Source organism: Micromonospora sp. A200 (assembly GCF_029893845.1).
Taxonomy (GTDB): Bacteria; Actinomycetota; Actinomycetes; order Mycobacteriales; family Micromonosporaceae; genus Micromonospora; species Micromonospora purpureochromogenes.
In genome coordinates this window covers 53,667-68,738 of record NZ_JARXXY010000017.1, presented here as the reverse complement: position 1 = coordinate 68,738, position 15,072 = coordinate 53,667, and the positions used below count along the sequence as shown (strand labels likewise).

Below are 15,072 nucleotides of genomic sequence, written 5' to 3'. Positions count from 1 at the left end.
CCGCCTGGTCAGCGACGGCTGCTGGACTTCGCGCCGTTCTTGCCGAGCGCCTTGCTGAGGTCGTCCGCCGGCCGGCCGGAGACGTCCGTGGCGCCCTCGGCGACCGAGGGAACCTTGTCGTTGGCGTGGATCACCGGCTGGGTGCCGGGGGTGGTGGTCGAGGCGCTGTCGCCACCGGCCACCGCCGAGCTGCCCGCGCCGGTGGGGCCACCGGCCGTGCCGGCGCCGCTGGACATCGTGGACGAATCGGTCACCTTGCCTCCGTTCGCCGACGGGGTCTCGACGACCAGGGTGTCCACCTCGTCGCGGACGGTCTCCACGCCCTGCGTCGGGTCGTACTCCGCCCACTCCTGCTGCTCGCGGCGGCGGCGCATGGCCATCGCGCCGGCCACGCCGGCGACCGCGCCGGCGGCCAGCAGGCCGGTCATCATCGACCCGCTCTTCTTCTGCTTCTTCTTCGCGGCCTTCAGGTTCCTGGCCTTGGCCTTCCTGCTCATCGCCGGCTGCGTGGCGGCGGCCTTCCGGCCGGTGAGGGCCTTGCCCGCCGTCTGCGCCTGGGCGTTGCGGACCGCCAGGGCCAGCGGCGCGAGCGCCGCGACCGTCGACGCGAAACCGCTGGACGCCCGGTCCCGGGCGATGACGGCCCGCGGCCCGACCGTGGCGCCGGCACCCTTCGCCGCGTACGTGGCGGCCTGCCTCAGGTGACCGATGCCCTGGTTGAGCTCAGCCTTGGCGAGCTGCCCCTGGGTCTTGCGCCGCCCGATTCCAAACACGGTCCCACCTCCTGGGAGTTGTTCCTTCGTCATCCTCCACCTTCGGATGCCTCCGCACTGCCAGATCGGGCACATGGGAGGATCCGCATGGAACTGACCAACGAGTGAGGAGTACCCGTGGCCGAGGCTGTCTACGCCACCTTGCACACCAACGCTGGCTCGATCCGGCTGGAGCTCTTCCCCAACCACGCTCCGAAGACCGTCCGCAACTTCGTCGACCTGGCGGAGGGCAACAAGGAGTACACCGACCCGCGCACGGGTCAGCCGGGCAGCGGGCCGTACTACGACGGCACCATCTCGCACCGGGTGATCAGCGGTTTCATGGTCCAGATGGGCGACCCGACCGGCACCGGCCGTGGTGGCCCGGGTTACAAGTTCGGCGACGAGTTCCACCCCGAGCTGCGCTTCGACCGGCCGTACCTGCTGGCGATGGCGAACGCCGGGCCGGGCACCAACGGCTCGCAGTTCTTCATCACGGTGTCGCCGACCCCGCACCTGAACAACCGGCACACGATCTTCGGCCAGGTCGCCGACGAGCAGTCGGCGAAGGTCGTGGACGCGATCGCGAACACCCCGACCGGCCCGAGCGACCGGCCGCTGCAGGACGTCGTGATCGAGCGGGTCGAGATCGAGCGCACCCCGGCCTGATCGCCCTGCCGAGGTACCTTTGCACGCATGACTGATCGCCCCGGGCCGGCCGGCGACGCCACCGGCGGGCCGGTGCCGACCACTCCGGTCTGCTACCGCCACCCCGACCGGGAGACGTACGTCCGCTGCACCCGCTGCGACCGGCCGATCTGTCCGGAGTGCATGCGGGAGGCCTCCGTCGGCCACCAGTGCCCGGAGTGCGTGAACGAGGGACGCCGCAGCGTGCGGCCGGCGCGCACCGCCTTCGGTGGCGGTGCCGCCGGCCGCCGCGGCCTCGTCACCCGCACCCTGATCGCGTTGAACGTGCTGGCCATGGTGCTGTCGATTCTCAGCGACCGGGGCGGCGACTCGATGGTCGGCTCCGGCCTGGGCGGGCTGCTCGGCGGGGGCACCCCGCTGACCCAGTGGGGCGCGGTGCTCGCGCAGTGGCCGCCGCAGTTCCCGGTGGAGGGCGTCGCCACCGGCGAGTGGTACCGCCTGGTCACCGCGATGTTCCTGCACTACGGCCTGGTGCACCTGCTGCTGAACATGTGGGCGCTCTGGGTGCTCGGCCGGGACCTGGAGGCCCTGCTCGGGCCGCTGCGCTTCCTCGGGCTCTACCTGGTCGCCGGCCTCGGCGGCAACGTCGCGGCCTACCTGTTCAGCGAACCGAACGCGGCGTCGGCCGGCGCGTCCACCGCGATCTTCGGGCTCTTCGCCGCGGTCTTCGTGATCATGCGGCGGCTGGGCCGGGACACCTCGGCGATCGTGCCGGTCCTGGTGATCAACCTGATCTTCACCTTCACCGTGCCGAACATCTCCATCCCGGGCCACATCGGCGGCCTGGTCACCGGCGCGGCGATGGGTTGGGTGCTGGCGTACGCGCCGCGCATGCGCCGGTCGGTCTTCCAGGCCGCCGGTACGGCGGTCGTCCTGGTGGCGCTGCTCGGCCTGGTGATCGTCCGCACCGCGATGCTGACCGGCTGAGCCGCTGCCCGATGCTCGTCGGCTGAGCCGCTGCTCAGTGGCGAGCGGCGGCCCGGACCGACCGGAGCGTCCCGGCCACCTCGTCGGGCGGGGCGCCCAGGTCGTACCGGCCGAAGAGGTGCAGCGACTCCCCGGCGTCGATCTCCAGGGTCTCGGTGGACAGCCCGAGCCGGGACCGCCGGTCCACCGTGATCGCCTCGACGGCCGGCCAGGGCAGGTGCCGCCGGCCGGCGTACCCGTGGATGACGGTGACCCCGGCCGGGTCGGCGGCGAGGCGGACCGGGGCGAGCAGGTCGCGCAGCGCCCAGCCGACCAGGCCGGCGGCGACCGCGACGGTCAGCACCGCCTGGACCCGGTCACCGTCGGCGAGCAGCAGGCCGAGCGCGACCAGCAGCACCGCGCCGACCAGCTTCACCACCGGCAGGGCCGGCGGCACCCGCCACTGGTGGGACGGGGACGATGGAGGCTGCACGGGTCCAGCATGCCAGCCGGACGCGGCCCCTGTCGGGGGCGGACGACACCGGCCGCCGGAGGACGTAGTATCGACGGCAGCCAGGTTACCGGGGAGTAGATATGAGTGACGCAGTCATTGTCGGCGCGGTACGCACCCCGGTGGGGCGGCGCAAGGGCAGCCTGTCCGCCGTGCACCCGGTCGACCTCTCGGCGCACGTGCTGCGCGCTCTCGCCGAGCGCACCGGCATCGAGCCCGGCCAGGTCGACGACGTGGTCTGGGGCTGCGTGTCCCAGGTCGGCGAGCAGTCCTGGAACATCGCCCGCAACGGCGTGCTCGCCGCCGGCTGGCCCGAGTCGGTCCCCGGCACCACCGTGGACCGGCAGTGCGGGTCCAGCCAGCAGGCGCTGCACTTCGCCGCCGCCGCGGTCGCCTCCGGCCAGGCCGACCTGGTGGTCGCCGGTGGCGTCGAGTCGATGACCCGGGTGCCGATGGGCTCCAGCGTGGCCGGCGGGATGCCCTTCAGCGACCAGCTCCGCGACCGCTACCGGGGCGTCGAGGGCTTCGCCGCGGACGAGCCGCTGCCGTTCAACCAGGGCGTGGGCGCCGAGCTGATCGCCGCACGCTGGCGCTTCTCCCGTACCCAGCTCGACGAGTTCGCGCTGGCCAGCCACGAGAAGGCGGCCGCCGCGCAGGACGCCGGCGCGTTCGACCCCGAGCTGGCCCCGGTGGCGCTCGCCGACGGCGGCAAGTTCGCCGCCGACGAGGGCATCCGCCGGGACACCTCACTGGAGAAGCTCGGCGAGCTGAAGACCCCGTTCCGCGCCGACGGCGTGGTCACCGCCGGGTCCGCGTCGCAGATCTCCGACGGCGCGGCCGCGCTCGCCGTCACCACCAGCGAGTGGGCCAGCCGGCACGGCCTGCGACCGCTGGCCCGCATCCACACCGCCGTGGTCGCCGCCGACGACCCGGTCACCATGCTCACCGCGCCGATCCCGGCCACCGCGAAGGCGCTGCGCCGCGCGGGGCTGGGCATCGAGGAGATCGGGGTGTACGAGGTGAACGAGGCGTTCGCCCCGGTGCCGCTGGCCTGGCTGGCCGAGACCGAGGCGGACCCGGACCGGCTCAACCCGCGCGGTGGCGCGATCGCCCTCGGTCACCCGCTCGGCGCCAGCGGCGCCCGGATCATGACCACCATGCTGCAGCACATGCGCGACAACGGCATCCGGTACGGCCTGCAGACCATGTGCGAGGGCGGCGGCATGGCCAACGCCACCATCGTCGAGCTGCTCTGACGGCGCCGACCACGACGGGTCGTCGCCGGGGGCGGGCGGAATACGCGTGACTCCGCCACCGGCGACGGCCTAGATTTCGCGGCGTGACCGAGATCTCGACGCCGCGGACCGACTGGGCCGACCCGCACTGGCAGGCGACCGCCCTTCAGTGGGTGGCCGACCGGCTCGGCAGGAGCGGTCGCCGGGTGACCGGCCCGGTCGAACCCCGGGTGCGGCCCTGGTCGCTGGTCTGGCGGGTGCCCACCGACAGCGGGGACGTCTGGTTCAAGGCCAACAACCCGGGCACCCGGCACGAGGCGGGGCTCCTGGCCGAGCTGGCCCGGCTCACCCCGGACCGGGTGCTCCACCCGATCGCCGTGGACACCGGGCGCGGCTGGTCCCTGCTGCCCGACGGCGGCCCGAGCCTGCGGGACACACTCGCCGCCGAGCCGGACCTGTCCCGCTGGGAGCGGCTGCTGCCCGGGTACGCGGCCCTCCAGCTCACCGTCGCGCCGCACGCGCAGCGGCTGCTCGCCCTCGGGGTGCCCGACCACCGGCCGGCGGGGCTGCCGGAACGGTTCGAGGTGCTGCTGGACGACGACGAGGCGCTGCTGCTCGGCGCGGAGAACGGGATGGACCCGGAACTGCACCAGCGGCTGCGGGCGTACCGGGGGGAGTTCGAGGCGCTCTGCGGGCGGCTGGCGGACTTCGGGGTGCCGGCGAGCATCCAGCACGACGACCTGCACGACGGCAACGTCTTCGTCGCCGCCGACGGGTACCGCTTCTTCGACTGGGGGGACGCCTCCGTCGCCCACCCCTTCGGCACGCTGCTGGTGACGCTGCGCTCCGTGGCGTACGCCGGCGAACTGTCCGCCGACGACCCGGCGCTGCTGCGGCTGCGCGACGCGTACCTGGAGGCGTGGACCGACCGGTACGACCGGGCGGCGCTGCGCGAGGCCGCCGAGCTGGCGATGCGGGTGACCACGGTCAGCCGGGCGCTGTCCTGGCAGCGCGCCCTGGTCACCCCCGACCCGGCCCGCGCCGAGTACGCCGAGGCGGTGCCCGGCTGGCTCGGGGAGCTCTTCGCCCCGCTGCCGGTCTGACCGTCCGCTGCCCGGCGCGCGGGACTGATGTCCCGGCAGGCTCCGGAATGGACGCCGACGGGGTGGACAGCACGCCGTGGGCCAGGCAGGATTCCCCCCGGTCGGTGTTGAGCGCGTGTCCACGCCCGCTCCGCCGTCCGACGACCTTCACCAGAACGGGGAATCCGTGACGATCACCTCCACTCCGTCGGCTCTGCGTCGGGCCGCCCGTCGAATGCTCACCGCCGCCGTGGCCGGGATGCTTCTCGCGACCGCGGCGGTCGCCACACCGAGCGAACCGGCGCAGGCCGCCGGCTACAACGGACCGCACCCGGGCACCTTCACCGGGCTGGGCTTCGACGCCTGCACCGCGCCGTCGGACGCCCAGATGACCGCCTGGCTGCAGTCGCCGTACCGGGCGGTCGGTGTCTACATCGGCGGGGTCAACCGGGGCTGCACCCAGCCCAACCTGACCCGGGAGTGGGTGGCGAGCCAGCGGGCGAAGGGTTGGCGGCTCTTCCCGCTCTACGTCGGCCTCCAGGCGCCCTGCACGACCTACCTGCGGCGGATCGACCCGGCGCAGGCGGCGGCCCAGGGTCGGGCGGCGGCCGACGACGCGGCGACGAACGCCCGCAACCTCGGCATCGTCCTGCAGAGCACCATCATCCTGGACATCGAGTACTACAACGCGGGCGACGCCGCCTGCTCGGCCGCGGTGCTCTCGTTCAGCAGCGCGTGGAGCGCCCGCCTGCACGACCACGGCTATCTCTCCGGTCTCTACACCAGCAGCGGCGGGGGCGGTCTCCAGGACCACGTGGCCGCCTACGGGAAGCCGGGACACGTGTCTCCCGACCTGCTGGACTTCGCCAACTGGGACGGCGTGAAGACGGTGTCCCACCCCACCATCCCGGCGACGTACTGGGTGAAGCGGCGGATGAAGCAGTACCAGGGCGACCACGACGAGACGTGGGGCGGCGTCACGATCAACATCGACAGCAACTACCTCGACCTGGAGCTGCCACCGACGCGGTACCGGTCCGGTGTGGTGACGCCGACCCGCTGACCCGAGCCCTCCAGCCACCCGACGACGGAGCGGCCGCCGACGGGGTGGACAGCCACTGGGCTGTCCACCCCGGTCGGTGTCGAGCGCTTGTCCACGCCCGCTCCGCCGTCCGACGACCCTCACCAGAACGGGGAACCCGTGACGATCACCTCCGCTCCGTCGGGTCTGCGGCGGGCCGCCCACCGGCTGCTGACCGCCGCCGTGGCCGGGATGCTCCTCGCCACCGCCGGGGTTGCCGCCACCGACCGCCCGGCTCGGGCCGCCGGCTACACCGGGCCGCACCCGGGCACCTTCACCGGGCTGGGCTTCGACACCTGCGCCGCGCCCTCCGGCGCCCAGATGACGGCCTGGCTCCAGTCGCCGTACCGGGCGATCGGGATCTACATCGGCGGGGTCAACCGGGGCTGCGCGCAGGTGAACCTCACCAGGGAGTGGGTGGCCAACCAGCAGGCCAAAGGCTGGCGGTTCTTCCCGCTCTACGTCGGCCTCCAGGCGCCGTGCTCGACGTACCAGCGGCGGATCGACCCGGCGCAGGCGGCGGCGCAGGGGCGGGCGGCGGCCGACGACGCGGTGACCAAGGCCCGGGGCCTCGGCCTCCCGGTGCAGAGCACGATCATCCTGGACATGGAGCGCTACCCCTCGGGCGACGCCACCTGCTCGACCGCGGTCCTGAAGTTCACCAGCGCGTGGACCGCCCGCCTGCACGACCACGGCTACCTGTCCGGCCTCTACACCAACACCCGGTCCGCCGGTCTCCCGGACCACGTCGGCGCCTACTCCCAGCCCGGTCACATCCGACCGGACGTGCTGGACTTCGCCAACTGGGACGGCGTGCAGACGACGTCGGACCCGGCCATCCCGGCGAACCACTGGGTGCCGAAGCGGCGGATGAAGCAGTACCAGGGCGACCACCACGAAACCTGGGGCGGTGTCCGGCTCAACATCGACAGCAACTACCTCGACCTCGAGGTGCCGATGACCCGGTACCGGTCGGCGACGGTGACGCCGACCCGGCCCAGTTCCCGCGCCGCCGGGTTCGGTCCGTTCCGCATGACCCGCTCGACCCGCTGACCCGAGCCGTTCTCGCGTCTGTCGCTCCGATGACGGACAGGCGGTGCGACAGGGGGTCGTGGAACTTCCAAAAGTCGGCAGTGACCCACATCACCCCAGGTCACGGCTCGTTGGGCAGGTCATGGACGTCTTCTCCCGAACGTTCCTCCCGGCCGCCGCCGAGACCGGCCTGGCGGTCCAGACCGTGAGCCGGCACATGCCGATCTTCCGGCAGTGCGTGGGCTCCGGCGACGCCACCATCCTGGTCGCCCGGTGCGGTCGCCCCGACCGGCCGGTGGCCGGCGAATACCTTCTCCTGCTCACCCACCGCCGGATGGTGGTCACCCAGCAGACCCGGGTGCTGCACCGGCTCCGCCTGCACCTCAACACCGAGCTGCGCGAGCTGAGCAACGTCACCTGGAGCCCGGACCCGCGCTCCCAGTCGGTCGACCTGGCCGCCACCGCGATCGACGGCGTCCGCGAGCGGTTCGTCATCCACACCCAGCACCCGAAGCAGGTGTGGCAGCTCGACACGCTGCTCAACCACGCGTTCCGTACCCGGCTGCGCACGCCGAAGGAGCGGGTCGTCGCCACCATCGGCGAGGTGCCCGCCACCACCGGTGGCCCGGCGCTGCGGCCCGTGCCGGCCCGCTGACCGCATCCTTACCTGACCCGAACACAGCCGTACGTCGCCGGTGACCGCCGGTCGGTCATCATGGGCCGGTGACCGTCGACGCCCCGCAGCGCGGACTCGTCCTCGTGGTGGAGGACGAGCCGGCCATCGCCGACCTGGTCCGGCTCTACCTGGTCCGGGACGGCTTCGGCGTGCACCTGGAACGGGACGGCACGGCCGGCCTGGCCGCCGCCCGCCGGCTGCGCCCGGTGGCCTGCGTACTCGACATCACGCTGCCCGGCCTGGCCGGCACGGAGATCTGCCGCCGGCTGCGCGAGGCCGGCGACTGGACGCCGGTCATCTTCCTCACCGCCCGCGACGACGAGGTCGACCGGATCGTGGGGCTGGAACTCGGCGCGGACGACTACGTCACCAAGCCGTTCAGTCCCCGCGAACTCGTCGCCCGGGTCCGCGCGGTGCTGCGCCGCACGGCCGGCGCGCCCGAGGGGGTGGAGCGTGCCCGGACGGTCGGTGCGGTCACCCTCGACCCGGCCCGCCGCACGGTCACCGCCGGCGGCGCCCCGGTCCAGCTCACCTCCACCGAGTTCGACCTGCTCGCCCACCTGATGGCCCGACCGGGCCGGGTCTTCACCCGGGAGGAACTGCTGGCCGGGGTCTGGGGGTACGCGGCGCACGCCGGCACCCGCACCGTCGACGTGCACGTGGCGCAGGTTCGGGCCAAGCTCGGCGCGGCCAGCGTGATCCGCACCCACCGCGGCGTCGGGTACGCGGCCGATGGCTGACCCCGGCCGACCGCGCCCCGACCGGCCGCACGAGCCCACCGTGGCGCTGCCGGTGCTCGGGCCCCGGCCCGCACCCACACCCCGGCGTCGCCGGATCACCGACACCCTCACCGCCCGCGCGGTCCTGGTCACCTGCGCGGTGGCGCTGGTCTCCGTGCTGGTCACCGCCCTGGTCGCGGTCCCCCTCGCGGTACGCGGCGCGGAGCGCCGCGACCAGGCGGCGCTCGCCGCGCAGGCCCGCCTCGCCGCCGACGTGCTGCGGGTACGCCCGGTGCGGCAGCGGGACGCCGCCGGCGACCGGCTCATCCGCCAGCTCCGCCAGCAGGAGATCGAGGTGTACGTCGTGCGCGCCGGCACGGTCGACCGCCCCGGGCTGCCCAGGCAGGTGGTGAACCGGATCTCCGCCGGCAAGGACGTCTCCGGTCGCCGGCTGGTCGACGGCCGGCGCGCCCTGGTGGAGGGGCGGGCCCTGCCCGACGGGGACGGCGTGGTGCTGACCCGCGCCACGACCAGCGGCCCCTGGCGGGGAGTGCTGCGCAGTCTCTGGCTGCCGCTGCTCGCCGGGCTCGCCGCCGGGGTCGCCGCCGGACTGCTCCTCGCCCGCCGGCTGGCCCGGCCGATCCGGCACGCCGCCGACGCCGCCGCCCGGCTGCGCGCCGGCGACCGGGCGGTACGCGTACCGGTGGAGCCGCCGGACGAGGTCGCCGACCTGGCGTACGCGCTGAACGGGCTGGCCGCCGCGCTGGCCACCAGCGAGGGACGGCAACGGGAGTTCCTGCTCTCCGTCTCGCACGAGCTGCGCACCCCGTTGACCGCGATCCGGGGCTGGGCCGAGGCGCTGGCCGACGGGGTGATCGGCGCGGACGAGGCGCCGGGCACCGGGCGGACCATGCTGGCCGAGGCGGAGCACCTGGACCGGCTGGTCAGCGACCTGCTGGCGCTGGCCCGGCTGGAGGCGGCGGACTTTCCGCTGGAACCGGTCCCGGTCGACCTCACCCGGCTGGCCGCCGACGCCGAACGCACCTGGTCGGACCGGTGCGCGGCGGTCGGCGTGCCGTTCCGCCTGGAGGCGCCGGACAAGCCGGTGCCCGCGTACACCGATCCGGGACGCATCCGGCAGGTGGTGGACGGGCTGCTGGAGAACGCGCTGCGGGTCGTACCCCCGGGGGCGCCGGTGGTGCTCGCGGTCCGGCCGGCGGGCGCGGACCCGGCGGCCGGCGGGGTGATGGAGGTCCGCGACGGCGGGCCCGGCTTCACCGACGACGACCTGGCGGTGGCCTTCGAGCGCGGGGCGCTGCACCAGCGCTACCGGGGGGTGCGCAAGGTGGGCAGCGGACTCGGGCTGGCGCTCGCCGCCGGCCTGGTCCGCCGGCTGGGCGGCGAGATCGCCGCCGGGCACGCCGCCGAGGGCGGGGCGGCGTTCACCGTCCGGCTGCCCGCCCATCCTTACCTGACCCGAACATCGGCCTGACGCGGCGCCCATCGGGCCGCGCGACGCTGGAAGCACCACGGACGAGAGGGAGTGTCATGGCACGTCAGGGATTCGCCGTCGCCACCACGTCGCTGCTCGCGGCGGTTGCGCTGGGCCTCACCGGCTGCGGCCCGGCCCAGGTCGCCGACGGTACGGCGCAGCAGGCCGCGGTCGACGTCGCCGCGGCGATGGGCGTGGAGGGACAGGCGCTCGCCGCCATGGGCTTCGACCCGACCGAGCTGGAGCTGGTGGCCGCTCCCGCGCCGTCGGCCTCCGGATCGGCCGAGGCGGAGGCCGGCCCGAAGGGCAAGCGCGGTGAGCGGGCCGAGGAGTGGCGCAAGCGCCGCCAGGCCCGGGTGCTGCTGCGGAAGAACACCCTGCACGGTGAGGCCGTCGTGCAGACCAAGGACGGTGGCACCAAGACCGTCGTGGTGCAGCGCGGCGAGGTCACCGCGGTCGACGGTGACTCGGTGACCGTCAAGTCCACCGACGGCTTCACCCTGACCTGGACGTTCGGCGACAAGCTCCGGGTGATCGAGCGGCGTACGACGATCCAGTCGAGCGACGTCAAGGTCGGCACGAGGATCGGGGTCGCCGGCGCCAAGGACGGCGACGCCACCGTCGCCCGCCTGATCGTGGTGCCGTTCAAGCAGCAGTAGTTCGGGCGACCCGGGACGGAGCCGGCGCGGACCACCGCGCCGGCTCCGCGCGGTCAGTAGACCCGGGACCCGATGAAGTCGTCGTGCCCGTACCCGACGGGATTGGCGAACGACCGGGACTCGAAGGACCACTGCTGCCGGCTGCTGGTGGAGCAGCCGGCCAGCCGCAGCCGCGGGGTGCCCAGCCACGGGTTGTCGAACGCCACGCAGAGGTTGGTCGCGCCGGCCGGCGTGAGCTGGTTGCCGGCGAAGACGAACTTCTGGTTGGCGCCGCCGTGGCAGTCATGGATGTTGACCGCGGTGCCGGCGGTCAGCGAGCCGCCCGCCACGTCCAGACAGCGGTCGTGCGACAGCTCCGAGTGCAGCGACCGGCGGGCCGGGTCGTACCAGAAGCCCTGGTTACGGCCGCCGTGGCAGCCGTACGACTGCTGGACGGTGCCGTTGCGCGAGTCGTACCCCCTGCCGTCCACGCAGGTGCCGGTGGCGGCGTTGCGCAGCTGCTTGAACTCCAGCAGCCCGGGCTGGAGCACGCTGGTGCCGGTGCTGGCCGGGTCGACGCAGGTGGCCCGCTGGAGGCCTGCGTTCCAGAACTGGGTGATGCACTGGGCGAACATGCCGTGCCCGCGGATGTTGGGGTGGAACGACTGCCGGGCGGCGTTCTCGTCCCAGATCCCCACCTCGATGTAGAGGCCGCGGACCGAGGTGTTGTCGGTGCAGACCTCGTGGCCGTGGAAGAGCCGGCTGGCGTCGAGGTAGCGGGTGCCGGTGTTGGTGGCTGCCGCCCGCAGCGCCGACTCGAACAGCGGTACCGCCTTGTTCCGCGCGAACGCGGCGTCGGCCAGGTAGAGCAGGCAGCCGCCCGCGTACCAGCCGGGGAAGTTCGGGTTGTCCTCCACGTCCGGGCTGCCCGGGCTCGGGTACGACATCAGCACCAGCTCGTAGTCCGACCCCAGGTAGCCGGCGTCGGTCATGGTCCGCCGGATGTCGGTGAGCGCGTCCTCGACGGCCCGACGGCTGCCGTCGGTGCGGATGGTCCACTGGTCGGTGTAGGTCGGGTAGCAGGGGCCCTGGAAGAAGACCCGGCGGATGGTGCAGTCGGTGGCCACCGGACCGAACTGGATGGTGCCGTCGCCGTTCGCGCCGACCACCACCCAGATCAACCTGACGTGCGTGTTGCGCGCCTTGATGGCCAGGTAGTCACCCTGGTTGAGCTCGTTGTGCTGGGTGGGCCCGCCCCGGATCAGGTTCCACGGCGTGGCGCCGGAGCAGGCGATGTTGTACTTCTCGTCGGCGGCTATGCCGGTGCGGAACACCGCCTGGTCGTACGAGCGGTCGCACCAGTTGCCGTTCTGGTGGGTGCCGGGCACGTAGTTGCCGACACCCTCGCCGGAGATCTCGCTGTCGCCCATGGTTACCAGGGCGGTGCGGCGCTGCTCGAGCGGGCGGATCGCTGGTGCGCCGTAGAGCGCGGTGGCCTCGGCGGCGCGGATCGCTTCGAGGTTCGTCGGGAGTGGCTGAGTTGTCGGACGGTCGGCGGCGGCTGCGGGGGAGGCCGGCCCGAGGAGCAGGGGCAGGACGAGCGCGGCGGCGGAGACGACGGTCAGTGCCCGTCGGATCCCCGGTGCGCGCCTGGTGGGGGTGCCAAGCATCGACGCACTCCTTTCGGCTCGATCGCGGGGTGTCGATCGAGTTACCGGACGGTAACGCAGGCGATGCACGGATGTGAATATGTCTCGGAAAGGTTTCCGCCATCTGCGCGGCTGGGCGGGCGCGGTGGTGGGGCGGTCAGCGGCCGGGCGGCAGGGCGTAGCCGACGTAGCCGCGGAACTCCAGCGTCCAGCCCGCCGGCACCAGCTTGGCGCACGCCGTACGACTGCCGGTGCAGACGATCGCGTCCACCGAGGCCGGGTCGGCCGGCGGCCGCTCGGGCAGCACCGACTGCAACGCCACCAGCTCCGGCGAGCGGCCCTCCCCGTCGCGCAGCAGCAGCCACCAGGGGTACTCCCAGTTGTCGTTCTGCTGCACCAGGCCGACCCGGCGGGCGTCGCTCGCCCGTACCGCCGCCGCGGCCCAGCGGAACTCCTCGGCCCACTGCGGCCGGCGCAGGAAGCGGGTGTCCCACTCGGAGGTGGTGAAGACCGAGCCGGCACCGACCAGCCGGCGCGGGAAGCCGTACGACAGGGCCAGCACGCCGGCCAGCGCGGAGGCGGCCAGCATGCTCACCACCAGCCCGGCCGCCACCGACCGCCGCCCGGGGCCGAGCCGGCGCCGCAGCAGCGCGTCCAGCCAGAGCCCGGCCAGCGGCACGGCGGCCACCAGCGCGTAGAGCAGCAGCCGGTTCCCCCAGGGCTGCCACTTGATCGTCGCGGTGTGCAGCCCGACGGCCACCACCACCGCGACCGCGTACGCCCGCAGGGCCGCCGGCCCGGTCGGGCTGATCCGGGCCGGCCGGGCCAGCGCGAACACCGCTCCCAGCAGCGCCAGCGTGCCGGCCAGCGGGAACGCCACCCGGTCCTCGTCCGGGTACCAGGCCGGCACCGGGAACACCTCCCGGCCGAAGGTGATCGCGCGGTCCTGCGGATCGACGCCGATCGCCCGCGAGCCGTCCGCGATCGCCCCGGCCGTGCCGGCGCGCAGCGGCGCGAGCGGGGTGTCGAACGCGGTGTGACCGATCCGCAGCGCGTTGACCAGGATCGACGCCGGGTCGTGCCGTTCCATCGGGATGGACTCGCGGAGCCGGGGCGGGCCGAGCGGGTGACCGAACTCGACGGTCACCCGGGCCAGGAACGGGCCCACCACCGCCGCGGCCACCAGCAGCACCAGCAGCGATCCGGCGACCGTCCGCACCACCCCGGCGGCGCCACGACCCTGCCCGGCAGACCCCGCACCGCCCGACGCCGAGCCCGTCGGCGTCGAGCCCGCCAAGCCCGATCCCGCCGGCACCGAGCTGGCCAACCCGGAGCCCGCCAACTCCGAGCCCGCCAAGCCCGCCGGCACCGGGCTGGTCGACGCCGAGCCCGCGCCGCCCGTCTCCGAGACTGGAACCACGTCCGCCGACGCCGGGCGGAACGCCAACCGGAGCTGGGCGACCCCCCAGAGCACCAGCAGCGGGCCGACCGCGAGCAGGCCGCTGGTCTTGGTCAGCGCGGTCAGGCCGGTGGCCGCGCCGAGCGCCAGCAGGCTCGCGACGTCCGCGCGGCGACGCAGCCCGTCGAGCGCCAGCGTTCCGGCGCAGCCGGCCCAGGCGGCGGCCACCAGGTCGGTCTGGGTGCTGGTCGCCTGGAGCGCCACCATCGGCGTGGTGGCCAGCAGGAACGCGGTGAGCAGCTGGGCCCGCCGCCCGCCGCCGAGCTGCGCGACGACCCGGGTCGCCACCACCAGGCAGCCCAGCGCGGCGGCCCACTGCACCAGGTTGTGCAGCGCGTCACCACCGGTCAGCAGGCGCAGGTGCAGCAGCAGATACTCCGCACCCGGCGGAATGGTCACCTGCCGGTGGATCGCGGTGGGCCAGAAGTCCAGGCTGCCCTGGGCGACCCAGTGCTCCACCTTGGGCAGGTGGTAGGTCTGCGAGTCGAAGTTGTTGGGCTCGGCGAGCAGCGCGACGAGCAGCTCCACCAGCACCAGCCCGGCGACCGTGCCGGCCAGCAGCCGCTCGCCCCGGCTCGCCGTACCCCGGAAGTGGGCCAGCCGGGCCCGGACGCCGGCCAGGGCCGACGCGAGGCCGCCCGGCACGGACGCCGCGGGCGGGACAGCGCCGGGCGGGCCGGCGGGGGAGACCGGCGTGGCGGCCGGGCCGGCGCCGGACGCCGGGGCGCCGGTCGCCGCCCCGACGAGCGTCCCGGCCCGGGCGGCGGGCGCCACCGCGGCGGACGCCACGGCCGCGCGGCGCTGCCACGGGCGGGCCGCCGCCACGGTGGCGGCGAGGAACAGCAGCCAGGCCACGGCGACGGCCGGCAGGGTCAGCGCGCGCAGCGCGCCCAGCAGTTCCACGGTGAGGACGGCGAAGACGCCGGTCAGCAGCGCGGCGCGGACCACGGCCAGGCGCAGCGGGGCGACCGCGTCCGGGCGGCGGCTCCGCAACACCCAGGTGAGCACCACGAACGTGGCGACGGGCGCCACTACGACCATCCAGCCGGCTGCCGACATGGGCGGAAGTTAACACCATGTTCCTGAAGGGTGGGTGCCCCCTGGCCGTGGTGGCGGCCTCCCTGGCGCTGAG

Annotated in this window: 14 protein-coding genes; 10 read left to right on the top strand and 4 right to left on the bottom strand. The window is 74.2% G+C overall.

Translation table 11 applies throughout. From position 1 onward, the window contains the following. Nucleotides 1-8: 8 nt before the first annotated feature. Complete coding sequence (locus M2302_RS18060) at nt 9-806, bottom strand: hypothetical protein (protein WP_280839039.1); 798 nt, start codon at nt 804-806, stop codon at nt 9-11. Nucleotides 807-890: 84 nt separating this feature from the next. Here M2302_RS18060 and M2302_RS18055 point away from each other — a divergent pair, with 84 nt between their 5' ends. Then, entirely contained in the window at nt 891-1,421 is a 531-nt protein-coding gene (locus tag M2302_RS18055) for a peptidylprolyl isomerase (RefSeq protein ID WP_280839038.1), read from the top strand. A 27-nt stretch (nt 1,422-1,448) separates the two neighbouring features. Next, nucleotides 1,449-2,387, top strand: coding sequence for a rhomboid family intramembrane serine protease (locus M2302_RS18050; RefSeq protein ID WP_280839037.1), 939 nt, complete (start codon nt 1,449-1,451; stop codon nt 2,385-2,387). A 34-nt stretch (nt 2,388-2,421) separates the two neighbouring features. On the opposite strand, the gene M2302_RS18045 is transcribed toward M2302_RS18050, so the two are convergent. Beyond that, the gene (locus tag M2302_RS18045) at nt 2,422-2,859 is read right to left on the bottom strand and encodes a PH domain-containing protein (protein ID WP_280839036.1); all 438 of its coding nucleotides are present in this window, start codon (nt 2,857-2,859) and stop codon (nt 2,422-2,424) included. Nucleotides 2,860-2,960: 101 nt separating this feature from the next. Between M2302_RS18045 and M2302_RS18040 the strand changes: the two genes are divergently transcribed. The 8 genes from M2302_RS18040 (at nt 2,961) to M2302_RS18005 (ending at nt 10,853) form a co-directional block, all read left to right on the top strand. Beyond that, nucleotides 2,961-4,133: an acetyl-CoA C-acyltransferase gene (locus tag M2302_RS18040; RefSeq protein ID WP_280839035.1), complete on the top strand. Its 1,173-nt coding sequence runs from the start codon at nt 2,961-2,963 to the stop codon at nt 4,131-4,133. A gap of 83 nt (nt 4,134-4,216) precedes the next feature. Then, on the top strand, nt 4,217-5,215 hold the full coding sequence (locus tag M2302_RS18035; protein WP_280839034.1) for a phosphotransferase: 999 nt from the start codon (nt 4,217-4,219) through the stop codon (nt 5,213-5,215). A 166-nt stretch (nt 5,216-5,381) separates the two neighbouring features. Next, nucleotides 5,382-6,257, top strand: a complete 876-nt coding sequence (locus M2302_RS18030; protein WP_280839033.1) for a DUF1906 domain-containing protein — start codon at nt 5,382-5,384, stop codon at nt 6,255-6,257. A 138-nt stretch (nt 6,258-6,395) separates the two neighbouring features. Beyond that, nucleotides 6,396-7,328 carry a DUF1906 domain-containing protein gene (locus M2302_RS18025; protein ID WP_280839032.1) on the top strand — a complete coding sequence of 311 codons (933 nt, stop codon included), beginning with the start codon at nt 6,396-6,398 and terminating at the stop codon, nt 7,326-7,328. A 121-nt stretch (nt 7,329-7,449) separates the two neighbouring features. Further along, on the top strand, nt 7,450-7,962 hold the full coding sequence (locus M2302_RS18020; protein ID WP_280839031.1) for a hypothetical protein: 513 nt from the start codon (nt 7,450-7,452) through the stop codon (nt 7,960-7,962). A 68-nt stretch (nt 7,963-8,030) separates the two neighbouring features. Continuing rightward, nucleotides 8,031-8,723 carry a response regulator transcription factor gene (locus M2302_RS18015; RefSeq protein ID WP_280839030.1) on the top strand — a complete coding sequence of 231 codons (693 nt, stop codon included), beginning with the start codon at nt 8,031-8,033 and terminating at the stop codon, nt 8,721-8,723. Then, complete coding sequence (locus M2302_RS18010; protein ID WP_280839029.1) at nt 8,716-10,194, top strand: HAMP domain-containing sensor histidine kinase; 1,479 nt, start codon at nt 8,716-8,718, stop codon at nt 10,192-10,194. Before M2302_RS18015 ends, M2302_RS18010 begins: the two co-directional genes overlap by 8 nt. A 56-nt stretch (nt 10,195-10,250) precedes the next feature. Then, the gene (locus M2302_RS18005; RefSeq protein WP_280839028.1) at nt 10,251-10,853 is read left to right on the top strand and encodes a hypothetical protein; all 603 of its coding nucleotides are present in this window, start codon (nt 10,251-10,253) and stop codon (nt 10,851-10,853) included. Between the two features lie 53 nt (nt 10,854-10,906). Here M2302_RS18005 and M2302_RS18000 read toward each other — a convergent pair whose 3' ends face one another. Beyond that, complete coding sequence (locus M2302_RS18000) at nt 10,907-12,502, bottom strand: ricin-type beta-trefoil lectin domain protein (RefSeq protein WP_280839027.1); 1,596 nt, start codon at nt 12,500-12,502, stop codon at nt 10,907-10,909. 136 nt (nt 12,503-12,638) lie between these two features. Next, nucleotides 12,639-14,999, bottom strand: a complete 2,361-nt coding sequence (locus M2302_RS17995) for a hypothetical protein (protein WP_280839026.1) — start codon at nt 14,997-14,999, stop codon at nt 12,639-12,641. Nucleotides 15,000-15,072 lie beyond the last annotated feature (73 nt).